This is a genomic window from Streptomyces nidicola (assembly GCF_050106155.1).
In the GTDB taxonomy this organism is placed as follows: domain Bacteria; phylum Actinomycetota; class Actinomycetes; order Streptomycetales; family Streptomycetaceae; genus Streptomyces.
Genome location: NZ_JBNBPI010000001.1, coordinates 4,785,528 through 4,808,051, shown reverse-complemented (window position 1 = coordinate 4,808,051; position 22,524 = coordinate 4,785,528). Strand labels below are relative to the sequence as shown.

The 22,524-nt window shown below is 68.9% G+C and carries 21 protein-coding genes and 2 tRNA genes; 5 read left to right on the top strand and 18 right to left on the bottom strand.

Annotated features, from left to right (window positions below):
• Positions 1-55 precede the first annotated feature (55 nt).
• Genes ACOKM3_RS21940 through ACOKM3_RS21920 form a run of 5 tightly spaced genes read right to left on the bottom strand, consistent with a single transcriptional unit; the run spans position 56 to position 3,676 of the window.
• Positions 56-1,339, bottom strand: a complete 1,284-nt coding sequence (locus tag ACOKM3_RS21940) for a class E sortase (protein ID WP_426902751.1) — start codon at positions 1,337-1,339, stop codon at positions 56-58.
• Positions 1,336-1,983 (bottom strand): aminodeoxychorismate/anthranilate synthase component II, encoded by a 648-nt coding sequence (locus ACOKM3_RS21935; RefSeq protein ID WP_426902750.1) that lies wholly within the window; start codon positions 1,981-1,983, stop codon positions 1,336-1,338. Before ACOKM3_RS21935 ends, ACOKM3_RS21940 begins: the two co-directional genes overlap by 4 nt.
• Positions 1,980-2,141, bottom strand: a complete 162-nt coding sequence (locus tag ACOKM3_RS21930) for a hypothetical protein (protein ID WP_327662535.1) — start codon at positions 2,139-2,141, stop codon at positions 1,980-1,982. The genes ACOKM3_RS21935 and ACOKM3_RS21930 overlap by 4 nt, the downstream gene beginning before the upstream one ends.
• Before the next feature lie 41 nt (positions 2,142-2,182).
• The gene (locus ACOKM3_RS21925; protein ID WP_426902749.1) at positions 2,183-2,878 is read right to left on the bottom strand and encodes a class E sortase; all 696 of its coding nucleotides are present in this window, start codon (positions 2,876-2,878) and stop codon (positions 2,183-2,185) included.
• 30 nt (positions 2,879-2,908) lie between these two features.
• Complete coding sequence (locus ACOKM3_RS21920; protein ID WP_426902748.1) at positions 2,909-3,676, bottom strand: DUF881 domain-containing protein; 768 nt, start codon at positions 3,674-3,676, stop codon at positions 2,909-2,911.
• 153 nt (positions 3,677-3,829) lie between these two features.
• Between ACOKM3_RS21920 and crgA the strand changes: the two genes are divergently transcribed.
• Positions 3,830-4,087: a cell division protein CrgA gene (gene crgA, locus ACOKM3_RS21915; RefSeq protein ID WP_326022336.1), complete on the top strand. Its 258-nt coding sequence runs from the start codon at positions 3,830-3,832 to the stop codon at positions 4,085-4,087.
• 298 nt (positions 4,088-4,385) lie between these two features.
• On the opposite strand, the gene ACOKM3_RS21910 is transcribed toward crgA, so the two are convergent.
• Both ACOKM3_RS21910 and ACOKM3_RS21905 read right to left on the bottom strand, forming a co-directional pair.
• A complete protein-coding gene (locus ACOKM3_RS21910) occupies positions 4,386-5,285 on the bottom strand; it encodes a rhomboid family intramembrane serine protease (RefSeq protein WP_426902747.1) in 900 nt (299 codons plus the stop codon).
• Between the two features lie 151 nt (positions 5,286-5,436).
• Complete coding sequence (locus ACOKM3_RS21905) at positions 5,437-5,964, bottom strand: peptidylprolyl isomerase (protein ID WP_426902746.1); 528 nt, start codon at positions 5,962-5,964, stop codon at positions 5,437-5,439.
• A 282-nt stretch (positions 5,965-6,246) separates the two neighbouring features.
• Between ACOKM3_RS21905 and ACOKM3_RS21900 the strand changes: the two genes are divergently transcribed.
• A complete protein-coding gene (locus ACOKM3_RS21900; RefSeq protein ID WP_426906864.1) occupies positions 6,247-6,945 on the top strand; it encodes a DUF5324 family protein in 699 nt (232 codons plus the stop codon).
• A gap of 73 nt (positions 6,946-7,018) precedes the next feature.
• Here ACOKM3_RS21900 and ACOKM3_RS21895 read toward each other — a convergent pair.
• A tRNA-Ala gene (locus tag ACOKM3_RS21895) sits at positions 7,019-7,091 on the bottom strand.
• A 183-nt stretch (positions 7,092-7,274) separates the two neighbouring features.
• Between ACOKM3_RS21895 and ACOKM3_RS21890 the strand changes: the two genes are divergently transcribed.
• Together ACOKM3_RS21890 and ACOKM3_RS21885 are read left to right on the top strand one after the other, a co-directional pair.
• Complete coding sequence (locus tag ACOKM3_RS21890) at positions 7,275-7,823, top strand: DNA-binding protein (protein ID WP_426902745.1); 549 nt, start codon at positions 7,275-7,277, stop codon at positions 7,821-7,823.
• 54 nt (positions 7,824-7,877) lie between these two features.
• Positions 7,878-9,716, top strand: a complete 1,839-nt coding sequence (locus tag ACOKM3_RS21885; RefSeq protein ID WP_426902744.1) for a protein kinase domain-containing protein — start codon at positions 7,878-7,880, stop codon at positions 9,714-9,716.
• A gap of 52 nt (positions 9,717-9,768) precedes the next feature.
• On the opposite strand, the gene ACOKM3_RS21880 is transcribed toward ACOKM3_RS21885, so the two are convergent.
• Positions 9,769-11,268: a hypothetical protein gene (locus tag ACOKM3_RS21880; protein ID WP_426902743.1), complete on the bottom strand. Its 1,500-nt coding sequence runs from the start codon at positions 11,266-11,268 to the stop codon at positions 9,769-9,771.
• Between the two features lie 148 nt (positions 11,269-11,416).
• Complete coding sequence (locus tag ACOKM3_RS21875; RefSeq protein ID WP_003999697.1) at positions 11,417-11,545, bottom strand: DLW-39 family protein; 129 nt, start codon at positions 11,543-11,545, stop codon at positions 11,417-11,419.
• A 264-nt stretch (positions 11,546-11,809) separates the two neighbouring features.
• On the opposite strand from ACOKM3_RS21875, the gene ACOKM3_RS21870 reads away from it, so the two are divergent.
• Positions 11,810-12,145 (top strand): DUF6344 domain-containing protein, encoded by a 336-nt coding sequence (locus ACOKM3_RS21870; RefSeq protein ID WP_426902742.1) that lies wholly within the window; start codon positions 11,810-11,812, stop codon positions 12,143-12,145.
• 455 nt (positions 12,146-12,600) lie between these two features.
• Here ACOKM3_RS21870 and ACOKM3_RS21865 read toward each other — a convergent pair.
• From ACOKM3_RS21865 to dnaN, 8 genes are all read right to left on the bottom strand, one after another.
• A tRNA-Ile gene (locus tag ACOKM3_RS21865) sits at positions 12,601-12,674 on the bottom strand.
• 131 nt (positions 12,675-12,805) lie between these two features.
• Entirely contained in the window at positions 12,806-13,504 is a 699-nt protein-coding gene (locus tag ACOKM3_RS21860) for a DUF3566 domain-containing protein (protein ID WP_426902741.1), read from the bottom strand.
• Between the two features lie 18 nt (positions 13,505-13,522).
• Positions 13,523-16,150 carry a DNA gyrase subunit A gene (gene gyrA / locus ACOKM3_RS21855; RefSeq protein ID WP_426902740.1) on the bottom strand — a complete coding sequence of 876 codons (2,628 nt, stop codon included), beginning with the start codon at positions 16,148-16,150 and terminating at the stop codon, positions 13,523-13,525.
• 41 nt (positions 16,151-16,191) lie between these two features.
• The gene (gene gyrB, locus ACOKM3_RS21850; protein WP_426902739.1) at positions 16,192-18,240 is read right to left on the bottom strand and encodes a DNA topoisomerase (ATP-hydrolyzing) subunit B; all 2,049 of its coding nucleotides are present in this window, start codon (positions 18,238-18,240) and stop codon (positions 16,192-16,194) included.
• 299 nt (positions 18,241-18,539) lie between these two features.
• On the bottom strand, positions 18,540-19,100 hold the full coding sequence (locus tag ACOKM3_RS21845; RefSeq protein ID WP_426902738.1) for a DciA family protein: 561 nt from the start codon (positions 19,098-19,100) through the stop codon (positions 18,540-18,542).
• Positions 19,097-20,221 carry a DNA replication/repair protein RecF gene (gene recF, locus ACOKM3_RS21840; protein ID WP_426902737.1) on the bottom strand — a complete coding sequence of 375 codons (1,125 nt, stop codon included), beginning with the start codon at positions 20,219-20,221 and terminating at the stop codon, positions 19,097-19,099. Before recF ends, ACOKM3_RS21845 begins: the two co-directional genes overlap by 4 nt.
• Before the next feature lie 55 nt (positions 20,222-20,276).
• Positions 20,277-21,152 carry a phosphogluconate dehydrogenase (NAD(+)-dependent, decarboxylating) gene (gnd, locus tag ACOKM3_RS21835; protein WP_426902736.1) on the bottom strand — a complete coding sequence of 292 codons (876 nt, stop codon included), beginning with the start codon at positions 21,150-21,152 and terminating at the stop codon, positions 20,277-20,279.
• A 165-nt stretch (positions 21,153-21,317) separates the two neighbouring features.
• Positions 21,318-22,448, bottom strand: a complete 1,131-nt coding sequence (gene dnaN / locus ACOKM3_RS21830) for a DNA polymerase III subunit beta (protein WP_266711965.1) — start codon at positions 22,446-22,448, stop codon at positions 21,318-21,320.
• Positions 22,449-22,524 lie beyond the last annotated feature (76 nt).

The window sequence follows — 22,524 nt, the reverse complement described above, 5'->3', positions numbered from 1 at the left end:
ATGCCCCGTCTCTGTGCGCCGTACTGCCCGATGCCTGGTGCCCGGTGGTCCCCGGTTATTCGACGAGCGCGTCCGGCTTGCCCTTGCTCCGCGGACGCTCCTCGACCATCTTGCCCCAGACGATCATTCGATACGTACTGGTGAATTCCGGAGTGCACGTCGTCAGAGTGATGTAGCGCCCCGGCTTGGTGAATCCGGAGCCCGCCGGGATCGGGTTGAGCACGGCCGTGTTCGACGGCGGTGTCTGCGGCAGGATGCTCGCCATTTTGTACACGTAGTACTTGTCCTGCGTCTCGACCACGATCGGGTCGCCCGGTTCGAGACGGTTGATGAAGCGGAACGGCTCACCATGGGTGTTGCGGTGTCCCGCGACCGCGAAGTTCCCCTTCTTCGCGTCCGGCATCGCGGTCGGAATGCTGTCCTTGTCGTAGTGCCCGACCATGCCCTTGTCGAGGACCTGCGGCTTGCTGATGCCCTCGGCGATCGGCACGACGACGTCCAGCTTCGGGATGTAGAGGATCGCGAAGCCCTGCCCGGGCTCGAACGCGCCGGGCTTGCGCTTGCCGTTGGCCCAGTCGTCCTCGAGGCTGTGCCGGGCGCTGCCGGCGATGTCGTGGGCCCTTATGTTCGACCACCACAGCTGGTAGGTGACGAACAGCAGCATCAACACCCCGATGCTGATGAAGACTTCACCGACCGCCCGGCTCGCGATCACGCCGGCACCCGGCTTGGCCGCACGCGCGGCGGCGCGCGCCTCGACCCGGGACAGCGGTTTGCCGTCCGCCCCCGCCTCCGGCTCCTGCCCGGTGGCGGTCGCCGCCGCCGAATGCCGTCCGCCGCCCCGCTTGGCGGCCTTCCTGCGCGCGGCACGGCCACCGGTGGGCGCCGGGGTCTCGACTATTCGCCGGGTGTCCGCGGTGCGCAGGGCAACGGTCTCGTCGTCCAGCACCGACGGCCCAGCGGGCTCGGGCTCGGGTTCTTCCTGTACGGGGGTGTAGGCGGGCTCGGGGGCCTGTTCCGGGGTGTGTTGCACGGCCACGGGCGCGGCGGCAGCCGGTTCCTGGGCCTGCCGCCGCCCGCCTCCGTACCAGTCCTGGGCGTACCCCTGCGGGTCGTACCACTCGGGCTCCGGTTCGAGGCGGGGCTTCGGCTCCTCGGCCCGCCGCCCCTGCTGGGGCTCCGGCTGCGGTTCCTGCTCCTGCTCCTGCGCTCCCGACGGCCGGAACCACGGCGACGGGTGCTGCCCCGGCAACGGGTCGTTCAGCGGGTCGTCGAGGCGACGCACGGCGTCCTCGAACCCGCCGGCATCGCCGTCCTGCTCGGGGCGCAACGCGGTCACGCCGAGGCCCTGCCCACGACCGGCGCGAGCCCGGCCGATCTGGCCACCGCGTCCTTGTCCCCGCACTCGACGAGCCAGTTCGCGAGCATCAGGTGCCCGTGCTCGGTGAGCACCGATTCGGGGTGGAACTGCACGCCCTCGACGGGCAGTTCACGGTGGCGCAGGCCCATGATGATGCCGTCCTCGGTGCGCGCCGTGACCTCAAGATCCTCCGGTACGGTGCCGGGCTCCGCGGCCAGCGAGTGGTAGCGGGTGGCCGTGAACGGGTCGGGGAGGCCCGCGAAGACGCCCTTGCCCTCGTGGCCGACGAGCGAGGTCTTGCCGTGCAGCAGCTCGGGCGCGCGGTCCACGACGCCGCCGTACGCCACCTGCATCGACTGCATGCCGAGGCAGACACCGAAGACGGGCACACCGGTCGCCGCGCAGTGCCGCACCATCTCGATGCAGACACCGGCCTGTTCGGGGGCGCCGGGACCCGGGCTGAGCAGCACGCCGTCGAACCCGTCCTGCGCATGCGAGGTCGTCACCTCGTCGTTGCGCACCACCTCGCACTCGGCACCCAGCTGGTACAGGTACTGGACGAGGTTGAAGACGAAGCTGTCGTAGTTGTCGACGACGAGAATGCGGGTCTTTCGGGTGCTCACTGGCCGTTCACCGTCACATCGTTGAAGGGCAGCAGCGGCTCGGCCCAGGGGAAGATGTACTGGAAGAGGACATACACGACCGCCAGGATCAGCAGGACCGAGATCCCCGCCCTCACCCAGGTGTTCCCCGGCAGATGCCGCCAGATCCAGCCGTACATGCCGGGCTCCCCTTCCACCGTTCTGCGATTACGGCACCAGACTAACGGCGTAGCGCTTTCGGTTTGCCTGCCTCCACAGGCTGAGTGGCATCGAGATGCGCCCAGACGATCAGACGGTGACTGTGGCCCCACTCGGGCTCACACGTCGTCAGCGTCAGATAGCGCCCCGGCTCCTGGTAACCGGACTTGCTCGGCACCGGATCGATCACTCCGACATCGCTGGGCAGCGTCTTGTACGGCTTGGTGTCGATGACGTACGTGAACCAGGTGGTCCCGTCGGTGAGCACCACCGGGTCACCTGGCCTGAGCTTGGGGAAGTCCTTGAACGGGTCGCCGTACGTGCGCCGGTGTCCTGCGACCGCGAAGTTCCCCTTCTCCCCGAGCCGGGCCGTGCCGGCGTAGTGCCCGAGCCCCTTCTTGAGGGTGTCGACCTTCGTGTTCTGGAGGACGGGCTTGTTCCACGTGAAACCAAGCCGCGGGATGTACATCACACCGAAAGGCTTGCCGTCCTTGTACGGGCCCTGCTTCGGCGGCGCCGCACTGGTACCGCCATCGGGCGCCGCACTGGCCACCGGCCGCTTCGCCCACTGGTCCTGGAGGTCGTCGATCTGGCTACCCATGGCGCTGTCCGCCTTCACACCGGTCCAGAACAGCACGTACGCCACGAACAGCACGATCAAGGCGCCGACGGTGATGCAGAGTTCGCTGAATGTCCTGATGGCGACACGTACCGACACAGGCCCCCCAGTACGGCGGCTACTCCATGGCTAGCTCACGGGCTTCGCGTAATGGAGATCCACTGTGCCCGAGTAGCCGGGAAGAGTCACTGCCCCGTCGTCCTCGACTTTCCAGCCGAGCCCGTACGCGTTGACGTACAGCATGTAGTTCTGAATCTCGGGCGAGGCCGCGACCGCCTGCTTCAGCTTCTCCGGGTTCCCGACCGCGGTGATCTTGTACGGGGGCGAGTAGACCCGGCCCTGGAGGATCAGGGTGTTGCCGACGCAGCGGACGGCGGACGTGGAGATGAGGCGCTGGTCCATGACCTTGATGCCCTTGGCGCCGCCGTGCCACAGGGCGTTCACCACGGCCTGCAGGTCCTGCTGGTGGATGACCAGGTCGTTGGGCTGGGGGTCGGGGTAGCCGGGGAGCTTGGGGGCGGCGTTCGGCGGGGCGTCGTCGAGTGTGACGGAGATCGCCTCGCCCTTCAGCTTCTTCGTCCCGGACGCCTTCTCCAGGGCGTCCGCCTTCTCGTCGTCGGCCTTGGTCGAGCCGTTGTCACGCTCGGCGAGGCGCTCGACGTCGCCGCGGACCCCGCCGTTGACCGCTTCCAGGTCCTTGTTCTTGCGGCTGCGCTCCTGGATGAGGTCCGAGAGCTTCAGCAGGGACCCGTCCGTCCGGATATTGGTGCCCTTGGCCGTATTGAAACTGGTGAAAAAGATGAGGCCGGCGAGCGCGAAAACGCCAATGGTGAGCAACCGCACGGGCCGCAGGCGCCCACGGGCGGAACTCTTGGCAGGGTCGACGGAATTGCTCAACGTACCCTTATCTCCTTCGACGCCACGGAAGCACTACGCTAACGGACGCCCGGAGGAGCACGGGGAATCCCCACAACTTCCCCTTGTACGCTGCTCCGGAGCCAGCCCACGTACTCTGCGCGGCCACGCAGCGCATCGACAGGAGAGACCCTCGTGCCGAAGTCACGTATCCGCAAGAAGGCCGACTACACGCCGCCGTCGGCGTCGAAGCAGGCAGCCAATATCAAGCTGACCAACCGCGGGTGGGTGGCACCAGTAATGCTGGCGCTGTTCCTCATCGGGCTCGTCTGGATCGTCGTCTTCTACGTGGCCGACGGCACGCTGCCGATCAAGGCGCTCGGCAACTGGAACATCGTCGTGGGCTTCGGCTTCATCGCCGGCGGCTTCGGCGTCTCCACGCAGTGGAAGTAGCTCTGCCGCGCCTGTGGAAGTAGCCACGGAAGTAGCTCTGCCCTGAGCTATCCACTGAGTTATCCACAGACTTTCGGCGAGTTTCCACAGCCGTGGAAAAGGTCGCATGATCTGTGGATAACCCACTGGGTGTTGACGCCGGTGTGACCGGGTCGACTCCGCTCGACCACCTGTTCGCCCCTTGTCCCTCCTGGTCAAACCCGGGTTGATGACAAGGGGCACAGCTGTTCCCCACACGATGCACAAGATCCGCCACACGCTGTGGACAACCCCGGTCATCATCCGTGGATAACCGGGCTCAGGTGAGCTGCGCGGTCCTGACGACGACGGTGACCAGCACGGCGATCAGAACCAGCGCGCAGGTCCCGTACTGCACGAGCGTCCGACGCTCCCGCGGGGCGTGGACCATGGCGTAGCCGACGATCAGACCGCCGACGAGCCCGCCGATGTGCGCCTGCCAGGCGATGTTGAAGGCGGGGTTGAACGTGAAGATCAGGTTGATCACGAGCAGCGCGATGACCGGCCGCAGATCGTAGTTGAGGCGCCGCATCAGGATCGCCGTCGCACCGAACAGACCGAAGATGGCGCCGGAGGCGCCGAGCGAGGGCTGGTTCTGCGCGGCGAGCAGATAGGTGAGGGCGCTGCCCGCCAGGCCCGAGACCAGATACAGCGCGATGTAGCGGGCGCGGCCGAGGGCCGCTTCCAGCGGGCCGCCGATCCACCACAGGCTGAGCATGTTGAAGGCGATGTGGACGAAGGAGCCGTGCAGGAACATCGCGGTGAGCAGCCGGTACCACTGCCCCTCCGCCACGCCTTCGAGGCCGCCGAGGTCGGGCACCCAGGCGAGGCCGAGCATCTCGAACCGCTCGGTGAACCGGTCGCCGACCGTCATCTGCACCACGAACGCGGCCACACAAATCCCGAGCAGCACCTTCGTGACCAGGCGCGGGTCGGAGGTGATCGTGCCGCCCGCCATGGTCCTCGGCTGGTTCGCGCTCGGCGCGTGCCCGGTCCCCGAGCCGCTGCGCACGCACTCCGGGCACTGGAAACCGACGGACGCGCTGACCATGCACTCGGGGCAGATGGGCCGCTCGCAGCGGGTGCAGCTGATGGCGGTCGGGCGGTCCGGGTGCCGGTAGCAGCCGGGCAGGCCCTCGGCGTCCTTCGGTTCCTGCGGGCTGCCGGGCGCCTGGTCCATGGCGGTCGTCCCCTCGGGTCTCAGGTCTCGGGTCTCGGATCGAGTGGTCGGATGTGGTGACGTCGGCGCCGCGCGGCTGCGCAACGCACCGCCCCGCCCCCGTGCCTACGAACAGGCGACGGACGGCGGGGCGTATTGGTTCCCTGCGGGACTACCGGGTCTCTACGGAGACGGTCTCGATGACCACATCGTTGACCGGCCGGTCGGTGCGCGGGTTGGTCTGCGTACCGGCGATCGCGTCGACGATCTTCTGGCTGGCCTCGTCGACGACCTCACCGAAGATCGTGTGCTTGCGGGTCAGCCAGGCGGTGGGCGAGACGGTGATGAAGAACTGCGAACCGTTCGTACCGGGCCCGGCGTTGGCCATCGCCAGCAGGTACGGCTTGGTGAAGGCCAGGTCGGGGTGGAACTCGTCCTCGAACTGGTAGCCCGGGCCGCCCGTGCCGTTGCCCAGCGGGTCGCCGCCCTGGATCATGAAGCCGCCGATGACGCGGTGGAAGATCGTGCCGTCGTAGAGGGGTGCCGTGGACTTCTCCCCGGTCTCCGGGTTGGTCCATTCACGCTCGCCCTTGGCGAGCTCCACGAAGTTCTTGACCGTCTTGGGAGTGTGGTTCGGCAGCAGCCGGACCTCGATGTCGCCCTGGTTGGTCCTGAGAGTGGCGTACAGCTGCTCGGCCACGATCTGCCTTCCGTTGACATTTGTGCCCCCCGATCCTCGCACGGCGCACCCCCGGCGGCCCCGGACGGACTTGTCAGGGTTGTGCGTGGGGTTTCAGCAGCCGAAAACCGGTCTACTCGCAGTCGAAGAGGCGCGCCCCGCCGCGATCCGTGGCATTGTCGTCGCCAAGTCCCTTTATCAAGCCGTACCAAGCCTTACCACCGCATTGACGCTCCCGGCAGGCATGATCCGCGAAAGGGTGGAAAGGTGAAAAACCTGTACGCCACCGAGGAGGAGGATCCCGTGACCCGCATCGACAGCGTGCGTGCCGCGACCGGCTCGGCGAAGGACAGCGTGCTGCATGCCGCGGAAGTGGTGGCGCCCTACGCCGAGTCGGCCAGGGACCGGGCCACGACGTACGCGCAAGAGGCGCGCGTCGCGCTCGGGCCCAAGGTTTCGCAGGCCGCGCACCAGGCGCGTGCCCAGTACGACACGCACCTCGCTCCGCGCCTCGAGCAGGCGCGGACACATGTCCCGCCGAAGCTCGACCAGGCCGCGCACGACGCGGCGGCCCGCACCCGCGAGGCCGCCCGGCAGGCAGCGGCGTACTCGAAGCCGCGCATCGAGCAGGCGGTGGCCGCGTCCGAGCCGGCTCGCAAGGAGGCCGTCGCCCGCAGCAGCGCGGCCTACTCGGGACTGCGCGGCGAGGTCTCGCCGAAGGAGATCCGCAAGCTGGTGCGCAAGCACGAGCGCCGCGCCCGCTCCGGCCGTATCGCCAAGCGTCTCGTCGTGCTCGGCATCCTGGCGGGCGGCGCGTTCGCCGCGTGGAAGTGGTGGGACAAGCAGGCCAACCCGGACTGGCTGGTGGAACCGCCGGCCGCCACCGAGGTCCCCGACAGCGCTCCGCTGACCTCCGTCGACGGCAGCGGTCGGGACATCCTCGACCCGGAAGTTGAGGCGAAGCAGGCCGAGGCGGACACGTCCGTGGAGGACGAGCGCTGACGCCAGATACAGCGCCAGATACGGCGAAAGCCCCTCCGACCAGGGAGAACCTGGTCGGAGGGGCTTTTTGCTGTGGAGCCTAGGGGAGTCGAACCCCTGACATCTGCCATGCAAAGACAGCGCTCTACCAACTGAGCTAAGGCCCCGAAAACGATGCGTCCAACCGGAAGGTTCATGCTCCGGTTCGGCACCGCAGACCAGAGTACCGGGTCACCCCCTGAAACCTGCAAAAAGATTGGGGCTCCCGGCGGGCGACCACGCTCCGTAAGATGCCCCACGTGCTTCGCGGCAGCGAAGGACCGTACTTGGGGAAGCGATGGGGAGACGCAATGGACGCCGCACAACAGGAAGCCACCGCAAGAGCCAGGGAGCTCCAGCGGAACTGGTACGGGGAGCCGCTGGGGGCGCTCTTCCGTCGGCTGATCGAGGACCTGGGGCTCAATCAGGCCCGCCTCGCGGGAGTGCTCGGGCTTTCCGCCCCCATGCTGTCCCAGCTGATGAGCGGTCAGCGCGCGAAGATCGGCAACCCTGCCGTGGTGCAGCGCGTACAGCTGCTGCAGGCGCTCGCGGGACAGGTCGCCGACGGCAGCGTCAGCGCCGCCGAGGCCACCGAGCGGATGGACGAGATCAAGAAGTCTCAGGGCGGGTCGGTGCTCAGCAACACCGGGCAGTCCACGAACAGTTCGGGCGCGCCGACGGTGAAGCGCGTGGTGCGTGAGATCCAGTCGCTGCTGCGCTCCGTCTCGGCCGCGAGCGACATCATCGAGGCGGCGGACTCGCTCGCCCCCAGCCACCCCGAACTGGCAGAGTTCCTCCGGGTGTACGGCGCGGGACGCACCTCCGACGCCGTCGCCCACTACCAGTCGCACCAGAGCTGACCCCGGCCTGGCGCGGCGCCTTGTCCGGCTCCGGGAGGGGAGCGAAGCTCGACCATGGGTGAGGTCTTCGCCGGCCGGTACGAACTGGCCGATCCGATCGGCCGCGGGGGAGTGGGCGCGGTCTGGCGCGCCTGGGACCACCGGCGCCGCCGCTATGTGGCGGCGAAGGTACTGCAGCAGTCCGACGCCCACACCCTGCTGCGCTTCGTGCGGGAGCAGGCGCTGCGCATCGACCACCCGCACGTCCTGGCCCCGGCCAGCTGGGCGGCGGACGACGACAAGGTCCTGTTCACCATGGACCTGGTCGCCGGCGGCTCGCTCGTCCATCTCGTCGCGGACTACGGGCCGCTGCCTCCCCAGTTCGCCTGCCTCCTCCTCGATCAGCTGCTCTCCGGGCTCACCGCCGTGCACGCCGAAGGCGTGGTGCACCGCGACATCAAGCCCGCCAACCTCCTGCTCGAGGCCACCGGTACCGGGCTGCCGCATCTGCGCGTGTCCGACTTCGGCATCGCGATGCGCAAGGGCGAGCCGCGCCTGACGGAGGCGGACTATGTGGTGGGCACGCCGGGGTACTTCGCGCCCGAACAGGAGATGGGCGCGGAGCCCGATTTCACCGCGGATCTGTTCGCCGCGGGGCTCGTCGCGCTCTATCTCCTCGAGGGCGCCAGGCCCGACTCCAAGGCGCTGATCGAACACTTCGAGGAGCACGGAACCCCGCAGGCGCCGCAGGGCGTGCCCGGCCCGCTGTGGGGCGTGCTCGCCGGTCTGCTGCAGCCGGATCCCGATACCCGCTTCCGCACCGCGACCGGCGCCCGCAAGGCCCTTCTCGCCGCCGCCGAACTCCTCCCGGAGCCGGGCCCCGACGACGAGCTGATCGAGGTCTTCGACCAACTCGGCCCCCTCCCCCCGGGCTTCGGCCCCGGCGGCCCGGCAGTACGGGGCCGCCGGGCCCGCCCGGTGAACGGCGCGGGCACGCCCGCGGGCGAGACAGGTCCCCCGGCGGCCGGGGCCAATGGCGCGGAGCATGGAACACCGGGGCACGGTGAGGCAGAGCACGAATCCGGCCCTTCGCCATACGAGGCGGGGGCACCGGTGAGCGAGCCAGGTACCCCGGCGAGCGGCCCCGACGCGGCGGTACACGGGCTCGGCCCTTCGCCGTACCGGGCGGCGACGTCGGTGCACGAGCAGCTGACGGCCGGGCGAGGTGCCTACTCCTCCACTCACGGGGCGGGCACGGCCGGGCAGGAAGCGGGCTCGGCGGGCCAAGGGTCCGGTACGGGCACATCGGTGCCGCATGTGCCGCATGTGCCGCCACCACCCACCAACACCCCGCTCCCACCACGTCCTTCGGCTCCCCCCGAGGCCTTGGCGTCCCCCACGCCCCTGGCGCCACCGGCTCCAGCCGTGCCCCCGGCACCCCGGGTGCCGCCCGTGCCCGAGATGCCCTCCGCGCCGCCCACCGGCCTCACCCCGCCCCCGGTCAGCCGCACCACGCCACCATCCACGCACGCCTCTCCGCAGACCGGTCTCACGCCACCGTCCACGCACACCTCTCCGCAGACCGGTCTCACGCCACCGTCCACGCACACCCCACCGCGGGTCGAGCCCACCCCGCCGCCGCTTCCCCCGGAGCCGACGCGCGCCCCCGAACCCGTACCGGAGCCCACGCCCGATCCCGCTCCGGAACCGGCCGCCGAACCACCGCTGCTCGCCCCGCACCCGTCCGCCCCCTCCCCGCTCGACCCTCCCCAGGCCCATCACTCTCTGTACGCATCAGGTGACGGAGAAGTTCCCCGGCCTCGGCCAGGACCACCCGCGAGGGTGACGATCCCCGTATTGCTCCTGGCCCTGGCCTGTTTCGCGGTGGGCATCTGGGCACTGACCCGCCCCTGAACCGCCCCTGGCGGGTACACCTGGTACACCCGCGCCCTGAGCCCGCCCCCGCTCAGCCCTGCGCCCGCCGCACCTTCCGCACAGCAACCACCCGCCACACCGCCAGCCACAGCACCAGCGCACTCCCGGTCCCGACCCCGGCCACCCCCACCACCGTCATCAGGCCGCCCCCCGGCGACGTAGCGGACGAAGCCACCGCGCCACCGGAAGCCCCACCACGCCCACTCGCAGAACCAGCATCCGAACCCGACCCAGAACCCGAGTCGGCACCAGAGCCCGAATCAGAGCCAGAACCCGAGCCGGATCCGGACCTGGCCCCGGCCCCCGAGCCGGCCCCGAAGTCCCACTCCACCCCGCCTTCCCCCCGCTCGGCGGCCGCCAGATCCGCAGTCGTCACCTGGAACTCCCCCGGATCCCGCACATAGTCGGGCGCCTGCTTCGCCGCCCCGTCGACGGCCACCCGCAACGTCATCCCGAGGCCCCCGGCCTGCCCCGCCATGGCCGGGTTGAGCGTGACCTTCAGCCAGTACCAGCCGGCGAGCCCCATCGCCGCCTCGTCGTCGCGCGACAGCAGCCGGTTCCCGTACGCCACGGGCGGCAGCGGGTCGAACGCGGCCGACGTCGTGTCACCCGCGTACGAGGCGCCCTTCGCCGCCACCGGCGCCCGCGCGGGGTTGTACAGCTCCATGTCGAGCGCCCCCGGCACCGCTTCCCGCCGGGTGCCGCCAGTCGCCGAACCGTCCAACTCGGCGCCGATGGACAGCTGTTGCCCCCAGTCCACCGGCACCCGGTAGAAGTGACTCTGCCCCGGCCCGATCTTGTCCTTCCACGCGCCGGACGTCAGCGCCCGCGCATCGTTGAACCCGGTGCCCCCGCTGCGCCGCGCGCCCGCCCCCGACGGCAGCGCCGCCGACTCCGAAGGCCAAGTCCGCGCACTCGCGCCGGGGGCGGCGGACACCAGCCCCGGCTCGGTGGCCACCCGAAGTTCGAGTCCCCAGTCCCGATCGCTCGACCCGGCCGCCGCCGTCCGCTCCACAGCCACGTAGTACGTCCCCGCCGACTGGCACCGGGGCCCTCCCGGACGTACGGGACGCTCCACCGCCACCGCGATCGGCCGCGGATAGGAGCCGGAGCGGAACGTCGCACGCTCCGCATCGCACTGATTTCCCTGACCGTCCCGCAGCGACACCACGATGCCGTCCGCGGCCGCCGCCTTCACGCCCGAGCCGAGCGGCGGAACGGCCACGACCGAGGCGTACGCGGTGGCGGCCCCGTCCAGTTCGACGCGGTAGTAGGAGGTGACGCCGTCCCCCGCCGCAAGTGAACTCCGGTACGTCACACCCGTCTTGAGTTGCGCCGCCGTCGCGCCACTGCGCGCGCCGTCCACGGTCCTGGCGCCCTTGGCGAAGTCATACGGGTTGCCGTCCCCCGCCGCCGTCGCCGCCCCCGGCAGCGCCAGCACCAGGGCCGCACACAGCGCCGCCCCGGCAGCGCCCCTCGCCGGGCCCCGGCCGCGCCGCCCCTTCCTCAGCCGCCTCAGGAGTCTCCCCATGGACGGTCATCCTGCCGTTCCGCTCCGGGCGGTGTCCGGCGCCCGACGGTTTCCCGCCACGTCATCGCATACGTAAAGGCGCCCCGGACAGCACAAAGCCCCGGCCGCTGCTGCGACCGGGGCCCTATGAAGAGACTGTTGTCGATACTCACGAACCCGTGGGCACGGAGTCAGTCGCCTCCGTCCACAGATCCTGCTCGGCGCGATCCGCCTGGATCTGGCGGTACACGAGGAGCCCGCCGATGGCGGCCAGTGCGACCAGGAGAAGCTTCTTCACCGCGCGACCTCGTCTTTCCTTTGACGTAAGGGGACTTCTGGCGCCCGACTATACACACCGATCGATACCGATCGGTGACCTGGATCCCCCTCAACTCGACCCCTCAGGACCGCAGTAGAAACGGAGCAGAAACGGCCGTTTGCGCCCATCCGAGTGGTGTTCATCTGAATATCGACGACCCGCGAGCGTCGGTCCCGTACTCGCGGGCCCCCATCCACATCATGAGGAAAGTACGCAAATCGCCCAACCTGAAAGCGAGGGGCCATGACCAAGCACAAGGTCATGACGCTGTGGACCGTCATCATCTCCGCATTCATCGCGCTCTTCTCGGCGCTCGGACTCACCTCCCCGGCCACCGCGGCCACTCCGGCTCAGCAGACGGAGAAGACCCAGCCCGCGGCGGCGGTCAGCGCCCCCGCTCCTGCGGCGGCCCGCCCGTACTGGTCGCTCAAGCGGTCCCTGCCACCGACGATGAAGCAGCGCATCCGCGCCGAGGCCCACGGTTCCTCCCCGAGCGTCCGCCACCGTCCGCCGGCCGACACCGAGCAGCGCAACGCCGACAGCCACCTGGCGGCCGAGACCCTGGCCTCGCAGCTGTAGACCGCACCACGCAGCAGACGAAGAAGCCGTAACAGCAGGACAGCCAGAACAGCAGGACCGCAGGACCGCACGACCGCGACAAAGACGGAACAGCCGGGCGCACAACGCCCGGACAAGGCAAGACCGCACAACAGAGCCACGCTGCACAGCCACGCCGCAGATACGCCCTGTAGAGCCGCCCTGCAGAAACACCCTGCAAGGACGAACAGTCGAGCCACGCAGTCGAGCCACGCAGTCGAGCCACACAGCAGCTACGAACAGCTGCAACGCCCAACGGCGAAGCCCAACGGCAACACACAACAGAAGAGCAGGACCGTCGAACGAGGCCCCAGCCATCCCCTACGGCTGCGCGGGCCCATCGGCATGTCCGCAGCACATCCGCGGCACGTCCGCCCGCCCCGGACCACACACAGCAGAAGACCCCCAAGCGTTTCCGCTTGAGGGTCCTCATGATGTGGGGCTAACAGGATTTGAACCTGTGGCCTCATCCTTATCAGGGATGCGCTCTAACCAACTGAGCTATAGCCCCGCCGCGCTCTGCGGTGTGTGTCCCGCGCGCTGACTCCTGAAGATTAGCGCACTGGGGGGCCAGTCCCAAAATCGATAGTCCTGGCCCGCCCACCAGCGGGTCTTTCAGGCCTCAGCAAGCCGGAGGAACGGTCACTCGTCCTCGGCGAGCGTGAGCTCGACGCCGCCGACGAAGCCCGCGGAGAGGTTGTAGATGAACGCGCCGAGCGTCGCCAGGGCGGTGGCCAGGACGACGTCGATGACGGCGATGACCGTCGTGAACATCAGGACGCGCGGCAGCGACAGGAACGACTGCAGGTCGAAGCCGTTGGACTCGTTCGAGCCCGTGGCCTCGGAGATCGTGCCGCCGACCGTGGAGAAGACCCCCATGGCGTCCATGACCATCCACAGCACGGCGGCCGCGATGATCGTGCAGATGCCGAGCGCGATGGAGAGCAGGAAGCTGACCTTCATCACCGACCACGGGTCCGCCTTGGCGACCCGCAGACGGGCCTTGCGCGTACGCGGGGTGGTGCGCGCCCCCGTGCGCGGCCTGCGGACCGCGTCCGGGGCGTTCTGGTACGCCTGCGGCGGGTGATACGGCTGGGCCGGCTGCTGCGGCCTCTCGCCCGGCAGGGCACCGCTGCCGCCGCTGGCACCACTGCCACCGGCCGCGTACTGCTGGGTCTGCGGACCTCGGGTGTCCGTCACAGTTCCCCCCTGGGATCCATGAGACTCGTTCGAGTCGGTTGAGCCTTTGACGTCATCGACGTCGTGAGCGGAGCCACGGCCGCTCTCAGTATCCGTACCGGTGGATGTCCCGGTAGAGCCTGCGCCCGTGGCTCCGCTCACGATGACTCACTCCTCGCGCTACTCGGCCGAGGACTGTCCGCCCTCGTCCGTTTCGACGGCCGTCTCGCCCGCGGTGGTTTCGTCGATCTCGGCACCGTCCGCGTCCTGCGCGACGTCACCGTCGACTTCCTCCGCCTCACGGCCGGCCTCGGCGTTACGAGCGATGCCGACGACGGCATCGCGCTTGCCCAGGTTGATCAGTTGGACGCCCATGGTGTCACGGCCCGTCTCCCTGACCTCGTTGACTCGCGTACGAATCACACCGCCGGACAGCGTGATGGCGAGGATCTCGTCGGTCTCCTCGACCACCAGGGCGCCGACGAGCTCTCCGCGGTCCTCCACGATCCTGGCGGCCTTGATACCGAGGCCGCCGCGACCCTGGACGCGGTACTCGTCGACGTTGGTCCGCTTCGCGTACCCACCGTCGGTGGCGGTGAAGACGAAAGTACCGGCACGCACGACATTCATCGAGAGCAGTTCGTCTCCCTCGCGGAAGCTCATGCCCTTGACGCCCGACGTGGCACGCCCCATCGGACGCAGCGCGTCGTCCGTGGCGGTGAACCGGATGGACTGCGCCTTCTTACTGATGAGCAGCAGATCGTCCTCGGAGGAGACCAGCTCGGCACCGATCAGCTCGTCGTCCGAACCGTCCGCCGCCTCGCGGAGGTTGATGGCGATGACACCGCCGGAGCGCGGCGAGTCGTAGTCCTTCAGAGGCGTCTTCTTGACGAGGCCCGCCTTCGTGGCGAGGACCAGGTAGGGCACCGCTTCGTAGTCGCGGATCGCGAGAATCTCGGCAATCGACTCGTCCGGCTGGAAGGCGAGCAGGTTCGCGACGTGCTGGCCGCGCGCGTCCCGCCCGGCGTCCGGGAGTTCGTACGCCTTCGCGCGGTAGACGCGTCCCTTGTTGGTGAAGAAGAGCAACCAGTGGTGCGTCGTCGACACGAAGAAGTGGTCGACGATGTCGTCTTCCTTGAGCTTCGTGCCGCGCACGCCCTTGCCGCCGCGCTTCTGGGAGCGGTAGTCGTCGGTCTTGGTGCGCTTGACGTATCCGCCACGCGAAATGGTGACGACGATGTCCTCTTCGGCGATGAGGTCCTCGACGGACATGTCGCCTTCGAAGGGCACCAGCTTGGTGCGGCGGTCGTCGCCGAACTTGTCGACGATCTGCTGCAGCTCCGAGCTGACGATCTGCCGCTGCCGCTCGGGCGAGGCCAGGATCGCGTTGTACTCGTTGATCTTCTGCTGGAGCTCGTCGTGCTCCTGGACGATCTTCTGGCGCTCCAGGGCGGCCAGTCGGCGCAGCTGCATCTCGAGGATGGCGTTCGCCTGGATCTCGTCGATCTCCAGGAGCTCCATGAGGCCCCCGCGCGCGACGTCGACGGTCTCACTGCGCCGGATGAGCGCGATGACCTCGTCGATGGCGTCCAGGGCCTTCAGGAGGCCACGCAGGATGTGCGCACGCTCCTCCGCCTTGCGCAGGCGGAACTTCGTCCGGCGGACGATGACCTCGATCTGGTGCGCCACCCAGTGCCGGATGAACGCGTCGAGCGACAGCGTGCGCGGCACGCCGTCGACCAGCGCCAGCATGTTGGCGCCGAAGTTCGTCTGCAGGTCGGTGTGCTTGTACAGGTTGTTCAGTACAACCTTGGCGACCGCGTCCCGCTTCAGGACGATGACCAGGCGCTGGCCCGTACGGGACGACGTCTCGTCGCGGACGTCCGCGATGCCGCCGACCTTGCCGTCCTTCACGAGGTCGGCGATCTTCTGGGCGAGGTTGTCCGGGTTGACCTGGTAGGGCAGCTCCGTGACGACCAGGCACTGGCGGTTCTGGATCTCCTCGACCGCGACGACCGCGCGCATCGTGATGGAGCCACGGCCGGTGCGGTACGCCTCCTCGATGCCCTTGCGGCCCACGACAAGGGCGCCACTCGGGAAGTCGGGGCCCTTGATGCGCTCGATGAGGGCGTCCAGGAGCTCCTCGTGCGAGGCCTCCGGGTTCTCCAGGCACCACTGGGCGCCGGCGGCGACCTCGCGCAGGTTGTGCGGCGGGATGTTGGTGGCCATGCCGACCGCGATACCCGCCGAACCGTTGACCAGCAGGTTCGGGAAGCGGGCCGGCAGGACGGTGGGCTCCTGGGAGCGGCCGTCGTAGTTGTCCGTGAAGTCGACGGTCTCCTCGTCGATGTCACGGACCATCTCCATGGACAGCGGCGCCATCTTGCACTCGGTGTAGCGCATGGCGGCCGCGGGGTCGTTGCCCGGAGAGCCGAAGTTTCCGTTGGAGTCCACCAGCGGCATGCGCATCGACCACGGCTGCGCCAGGCGGACCAGGGCGTCGTAGATCGAGGAGTCGCCGTGCGGGTGGTAGTTACCCATGACGTCACCGACGACGCGGGCGCACTTGTAGAAGCCCTTCTCGGGCCGGTAGCCGCCGTCGTACATGGCGTACAGGACGCGGCGGTGGACGGGCTTGAGGCCGTCGCGTACGTCGGGCAGCGCGCGGGACACGATGACGGACATCGCGTAGTCCAGGTAGGAGCGCTGCATCTCCGTCTCGAGCCCGACGGGCTCGATGCGCATCGCGATGGCGCTGCCGTCCACGTTCTCTTCGGGCGGCGGCGTGGGGGTGTTCTCGTCGGCCATTGCTGGTCAAGATCCTTTCTGCGCGGTCAGCTGAGACCGACTCAGATGTCGAGGAAGCGGACGTCCTTGGCGTTGCGCTGGATGAACGAGCGGCGTGCCTCGACGTCCTCGCCCATGAGGACCGAGAACAGGTCGTCGGCCTGGGCGGCGTCGTCCAGGGTGACCTGGCCGAGCACGCGGTGCTCCTGGTCCATGGTCGTGACGCGCAGCTCCTCGGCGTTCATCTCACCGAGACCCTTGAAGCGCTGGACCGAGTCGTCCTTGATGCGCTTGCCGGCCTGCCTGCCCATCTCGATCAGGGCGTCGCGCTCGCGGTCCGAGTACGCGTACTCGAAGTCGTCGCGACCCCACTTGATCTTGTAGAGCGGCGGACGCGACAGGAAGACGTGTCCGGCTTCGACGAGCGGCCGCATGAAGCGGAACAGGAAGGTCAGCAGCAGGGTGTTGATGTGCTGGCCGTCGACGTCGGCGTCCGCCATCAGGATGATCTTGTGATAGCGGAGCTTCTCGATGTCGAAGTCCTCGTGGACTCCGGTGCCGAAGGCCGAGATCAGCGCCTGGATCTCCTGGTTGTGCAGGATCTTGTCGATGCGCGCCTTCTCGACGTTCAGGATCTTGCCTCGGATCGGCAGGATGGCCTGGTACATCGGGTCACGGCCGGACTTGGCCGAGCCGCCGGCGGAGTCACCCTCGACGATGAAGATCTCGCACTTGGTGGGGTCGTTCGACTGGCAGTCGGAGAGCTTGCCCGGCAGGGACGCGGTCTCCAGGAGGCCCTTGCGACGGGTCAGGTCACGGGCCTTACGGGCCGCCACGCGCGCGGTGGCCGCCTGGATGGACTTACGGATGATGTCCGTGGCCTCGACGGGGTTGCGGTCGAGCCAGTCCTGGAGGTGCTCGTAGACGACCTTCTGGACGAAGGTCTTCGCCTCGGTGTTGCCCAGCTTGGTCTTGGTCTGGCCCTCGAACTGCGGCTCGCTCAGCTTGACCGAGATGATCGCCGTCAGACCCTCGCGGATGTCGTCGCCCGTGAGGTTGTCGTCCTTCTCGCGCAGCAGCTTCTTGTCGCGCGCGTACCGGTTGATGAGACCGGTCAGCGCGGCGCGGAAGCCCTCTTCGTGGGTGCCGCCCTCGTGCGTGTGGATCACGTTGGCGAAGGAGTAGACGCCCTCGCTGTAGCTGGTGTTCCACTGCATCGCGACCTCGATGGAAAGGAGCTTCTCCTTGTCCTCGGCCTCGATGTCGATCACGGAGGGGTGAACGACCTCGCCCTTGCGGGAGTTGAGGTACTTCACGAAGTCGACGATGCCGCCTTCGTAGTGGTACGACACCGAACGCGGCTCGAAGGCGGTGTCGTCGCCCGCCTCGTTCGTGTCCGCTCCGGCCGTGGCCTTCGCGATGTCGCGCTCGTCCGTGAGGTTGATCCTCAGGCCCTTGTTGAGGAAGGCCATCTCCTGGAAGCGCCGCGACAGCGTCTCGAAGGAGTACTCGGTGGTCTCGAAGATGTCGCCGTCGGCCCAGAAGGTGACCGCGGTGCCGGTCTCCTCGGTGGCCTCGTGCTTCGCCAGCGGCGCCGTCGGAACGCCGGCCTTGTACTCCTGCGTCCAGCGGTGGCCCTCGGTCTTGATTTCGACGGAGACCTTCGTGGACAGCGCGTTCACGACGGAGACGCCCACGCCGTGCAGACCGCCGGAGACGGCGTAGCCGCCGCCTCCGAACTTGCCGCCCGCGTGCAGGACGGTGAGGACGACCTCGACGGCGGGCTTGCCCTCGGAAGGGATGATGCCCACGGGGATGCCACGGCCGTTGTCGACGACGCGAACGCCGCCGTCGGGCAGGATCGTGACGTCGATCGTGTCCGCGTGACCGGCCAGGGCCTCGTCGACGGAGTTGTCCACGACCTCCTGCACCATGTGGTGAAGGCCACGCTCACCGGTCGAGCCGATGTACATGCCGGGTCGCTTGCGGACCGCGTCCAGCCCTTCGAGGACGGTGATCGCACTGGCGTCGTACGAGGCCTCTGTGGCCTCGACGTGCTCTTCGGCGTCGGTGGACGGGATGTTCTCGTTGGGGTTGCCGGAATCGGCCACGAAGCGCCCTTTCTGGCACAGCACAAGCCAAGCTCCCGGTTGGTGGCCGGAGCGGCTGCGGCGTGTTTGTTCGGTAAGCCCTGATCAGCGTTGCTCGGTGCGTCCCACAAGTGGGGCGGGATTGTCTCCCAGTGTACCGGTAGCTCGGACATAGATGGGGGTTTGGCGGTGCCTGAGTCCTCATGTGCCGCCCTCAACCGGACTCGGCCGACTCCCCCTATGCGGAGCGGGGCTCCAAGAGGCTCACAGCGGCACTCAGCGCTTCGGGCTGTGAACCACCAGCTACGGCGGCCTCCCGCTCACCCGTAGGTGTCGCCGGGACCCGTGCTTCCAGGGGCTCGCAAGGGGCCGTAGCGGCGCGGGCCGCCACCGGGATTCTTGATGTCGATGCGCCGCACGGCGCCGTGCCCGAGATCCTCGTTCAACCGTCTGACCAGCTGCGGAGCCAGCATCCGCACCTGTGTCGCCCAGGCCGTCGAATCGCACTGCACCACCAGGACCCGCTCGTCCTCGTCGTATGTCTGCGGAACACAGTGCTTCGCGAGGTCCTCGCCGACGATCTGCGGCCAGCGCCCCATGACGCCGCCGACCGCGGCCGGTGTCTCCCAGCCGCGCTCGGTGATCAGCCGGTTGATGGCGGACCCGAGCCCCATCGGATCCCGCCCGTCGGAGCGCGCCCCGGACCTCAGTCCGCCGCCGCGCCGCGCCTGCTTCTTCTGCTGCGCGGAGTCACCACGCGCGCGTGCCGCCTCTTTCGCCGCACGGAGGGCGACGCGGGCCAGGTCGACACCAGAAGGCTCGGGATCGCCTTTTGGTTCCCGCGGGCCCTTCGCACTTTCGGGGGATTCGCCGGCGCTCACAGTCGCTCCACCGTTCCGTCCGACACCGCGTAGCGGGTGCCCGCCAGCACGCCCGGTACGTCGTCGTCGACGGCGGCCGTGACGAGAACCTGCTCGCCGGGCGCCACGAGCTCCGCCAGGCGCTCCCTGCGGCGCGCGTCCAGCTCGGCGAAGACGTCGTCGAGGACGAGCACCGGCTCGTTCCCCTCGGCCCTCAGCAGGTCGTACGAGGCCAGGCGCAGCGCCAGCGCGTACGACCAGGACTCGCCGTGGCTCGCATAGCCCTTGGCGGGCAGCTGGCCGAGCTTGAGGACCAGTTCGTCGCGGTGCGGGCCGACCAGCGTGACGCCCCGCTCGATCTCCTGCTTGCGCGCTGCTTCGAGTGCGCCGAGAAGTTGCTCGTAGAGCTCCTCGCGCGCGTGCCCGACAATTTCGGGGGACGAGGGCTTGTACTCCAGGGCGATCGGCCCGCCGCCGGGTGCCAGCTGCTCGTACGCCTTGTCGGCCAGCGGTTGCAACATCGCGATCAGGTCGAGCCGCTGCGCGAGGAGTTCCGCGCCCGCGCGCGCGATGTGCTGGTCCCACACGTCGAGCGTGGACAGGTCCATGGAGCGCCCGCCGTGCCGCCGTGCGAGCGCCGCGGTCTTCAGGAGCGTGTTTCGCTGCTTCAGGACGCGGTCGTAATCGGAGCGCACGCCCGCCATCCGGGGCGAGCGCGCGGTGACCAGCTCGTCGAGGAAGCGCCGACGCTCACCGGGGTCGCCCTTCACCAGGGCCAGGTCCTCGGGCGCGAACAGCACCGTCCGTACGATCCCCAGCACGTCACGCGGCTTGACCTGCGAGGACCTGTTGATCCTGGCCCGGTTCGCCTTGCCCGGGTTCAGCTCCAGCTCGACGAGCTGCTGGCGCTCGCCCTGGCGGACCTGCGCCCGGATCACGGCGCGCTCGGCGCCCATGCGCACCAGCGGAGCGTCCGAGGAGACCCGGTGACTGCCGAGTGTGGCGAGGTAGCCGACGGCCTCGACGATGTTCGTCTTGCCCTGCCCGTTCGGGCCCACGAACGCGGTGACGCCCGGGTCGAGAGCGACCTCGGCCCGGGCGTACGAGCGGAAGTCGGCCAGTGACAGATGCGTGACGTGCATGGTCGTGGGCCGACCTCCCCCAGAGTTCTGAACAGCGGTTTTCTACAGGTGTGGATTACTTCTTCTCGACGGCGTGGCCGCCGAACTGGTTGCGCAGCGCCGCGATCATCTTCATCTGCGGCGAGTCCTCCTGACGGGAGGAGAAGCGCGCGAACAGCGAAGCGGTGATCGCCGGCAGCGGCACGGAGTTGTCGATGGCGGCTTCCACAGTCCAGCGGCCCTCGCCGGAGTCCTGTGCGTAACCGCGCAACTTGTCGAGGTGCTGGTCCTCGTCGAGCGCGTTGACGGCGAGATCGAGCAGCCAGGAGCGGATGACCGTGCCCTCCTGCCAGGAGCGGAAGACCTCACGGACGTTGTCCACGGAGTCGACCTTCTCCAGGAGCTCCCAGCCCTCGGCGTAGGCCTGCATCATCGCGTACTCGATGCCGTTGTGAACCATCTTCGCGAAGTGGCCCGCGCCGACCTTGCCCGCGTGCACGGAGCCGAAATCGCCCTCCGGCTTCAGGGCGTCGAAGACCGGCTGAACCTTCGCCACGTTCTCGGGGGCGCCGCCGTACATCAGCGCATAGCCGTTCTCCAGGCCCCAGACGCCGCCTGAGACGCCGCAGTCGACGAAGCCGATCTCCTTGATGCCGAGCTCCGCCGCGTGCTTCTCGTCGTCCGTCCAGCGGGAGTTGCCGCCGTCGACGACGACGTCGCCGGGCTCGAGCAGTTCCTTGAGCTCGTCGATCGTGGACTGGGTCGCGGCGCCGGCCGGGACCATCACCCACACCACGCGCGGGCCCTTGAGCTTGCCCACAAGCTCCTCGAGGCTGTGGACATCCGCGAGGTCGGGGTTGCGGTCGTAACCGAAGACGGTGTGGCCCGCGCGGCGGATGCGCTCGCGCATGTTGCCGCCCATCTTGCCGAGGCCGACGAGACCGAGCTCCATCAGTGGTTCCTTACGTTGCGACGAGGCGTGAGGTGGTGCGGGGGCGGTAGGAGAGCACGCGCGCGTGGCGTCCCGTACCTGCGTCCGAGCCTAAACCCGGACGCTCCCGCACACCTGTGGGCATAGCCGCTCGGGGGACCCGAGCGGCTATGCCCTTCAGGGTCCTCAGCCGGAGAGCCGCACCGGCATGATCAGGTACTTGTACGCGTCGTCCGCCTCGGCGTCCACGGCCGGCTTGCCGGAGAGCAGCGCGGGCTTGGTGGACGTCGTGAACGACAGCTGGGCGACCGGGGAGTCGATCGCGCTCAGGCCGTCGAGCAGGAAGGTCGGGTTGAAGGCGATCGAGATGTCGTCGCCCTCCAGGTTGGCGTCCACCCTTTCCACAGCCTGTGCGTCGTCGCTGGAGCCGGCCTCCAGGATGAGCACGCCCTGCTCGAAGCTGAGCCGCACCGGGGTGTTGCGCTCGGCGACGAGGGCCACACGCTTGACGGCCTCCACGAAGGGGGCGGTCTCGATGACGGCCACGGAGTTGAACTCCGTCGGGAACAGCGTGCGGTACTTCGGCAGGTCGCCCTCGAGCAGGCGGGTCGTGGTGCGGCGGCCCGCGCCCTCGAAGCCGATGAGGCCCTCGCCCGCACCGGAACCGGCGAGCGCCAGTGTGACCGTGTCACCGCTCGTGAGGGCCTTGGCGGTGTCCAGGAGCGTCTTGGCGGGCACCAGGGCGACCGCGGAGGCCTCCGGGTCCTCCGGCTTCCACAGGAACTCGCGGACGGCGAAGCGGTAGCGGTCGGTGGACGCCAGCGTCACCGTGTCGCCCTCGATCTCGATGCGCACACCGGTGAGGACGGGCAGCGTGTCGTCACGGCCGGCCGCGATGGCCACCTGGGAAGCGGCAGCCGCGAAGACCTCACCCGGGACGGTGCCCGTGGCGGTCGGCATCTGCGGCAGCGCCGGGTACTCCTCCACAGGAAGCGTGTGGAGTGTGAATCGCGAGGAACCGCAGACAACGGTCGCTCGTACACCGTCTGTGGAGATCTCCACCGGACGGTTGGGCAGAGCGCGGCAGATGTCGGCGAGCAGGCGACCGGAGACGAGCACCGTGCCTTCCTCGTCGATCTCCGCGTCCACCGATACGCGTGCCGAAACCTCGTAGTCGAAGCTCGACAGGCTGAGTGCGCCCTCCTCGGCCTTCAGCAGAAGGCCCGCGAGGACGGGCGCAGGCGGTCGTGCCGGGAGGCTGCGCGCCGCCCAGGCCACCGCCTCCGCGAGTACGTCGCGTTCCACCCGGATCTTCACCGTAAGCCGCCTCCTGCTGTTGCTGGCTGCTCTCGCCCTGCTTGGTCTTCGGTCTGCCGTCTGCATCGGCAGACGT

What these genes read in the sequence shown, in the direction of transcription:
- ACOKM3_RS21930 (WP_327662535.1), bottom strand. Translation starts at nt 2,141, where the DNA reads ATGTACGGCTGGATCTGGCGGCATCTGCCGGGGAACACCTGGGTGAGG.
- ACOKM3_RS21910 (WP_426902747.1), bottom strand. Translation starts at nt 5,285, where the DNA reads ATGGACCAGGCGCCCGGCAGCCCGCAGGAACCGAAGGACGCCGAGGGC.
- ACOKM3_RS21890 (WP_426902745.1), top strand. Translation starts at nt 7,275, where the DNA reads ATGGACGCCGCACAACAGGAAGCCACCGCAAGAGCCAGGGAGCTCCAG.
- ACOKM3_RS21885 (WP_426902744.1), top strand. Translation starts at nt 7,878, where the DNA reads ATGGGTGAGGTCTTCGCCGGCCGGTACGAACTGGCCGATCCGATCGGC.
- ACOKM3_RS21880 (WP_426902743.1), bottom strand. Translation starts at nt 11,268, where the DNA reads ATGGGGAGACTCCTGAGGCGGCTGAGGAAGGGGCGGCGCGGCCGGGGC.
- ACOKM3_RS21870 (WP_426902742.1), top strand. Translation starts at nt 11,810, where the DNA reads ATGACCAAGCACAAGGTCATGACGCTGTGGACCGTCATCATCTCCGCA.
- gyrA (WP_426902740.1), bottom strand. Translation starts at nt 16,150, where the DNA reads ATGGCCGACGAGAACACCCCCACGCCGCCGCCCGAAGAGAACGTGGAC.
- recF (WP_426902737.1), bottom strand. Translation starts at nt 20,221, where the DNA reads ATGCACGTCACGCATCTGTCACTGGCCGACTTCCGCTCGTACGCCCGG.
- gnd (WP_426902736.1), bottom strand. Translation starts at nt 21,152, where the DNA reads ATGGAGCTCGGTCTCGTCGGCCTCGGCAAGATGGGCGGCAACATGCGC.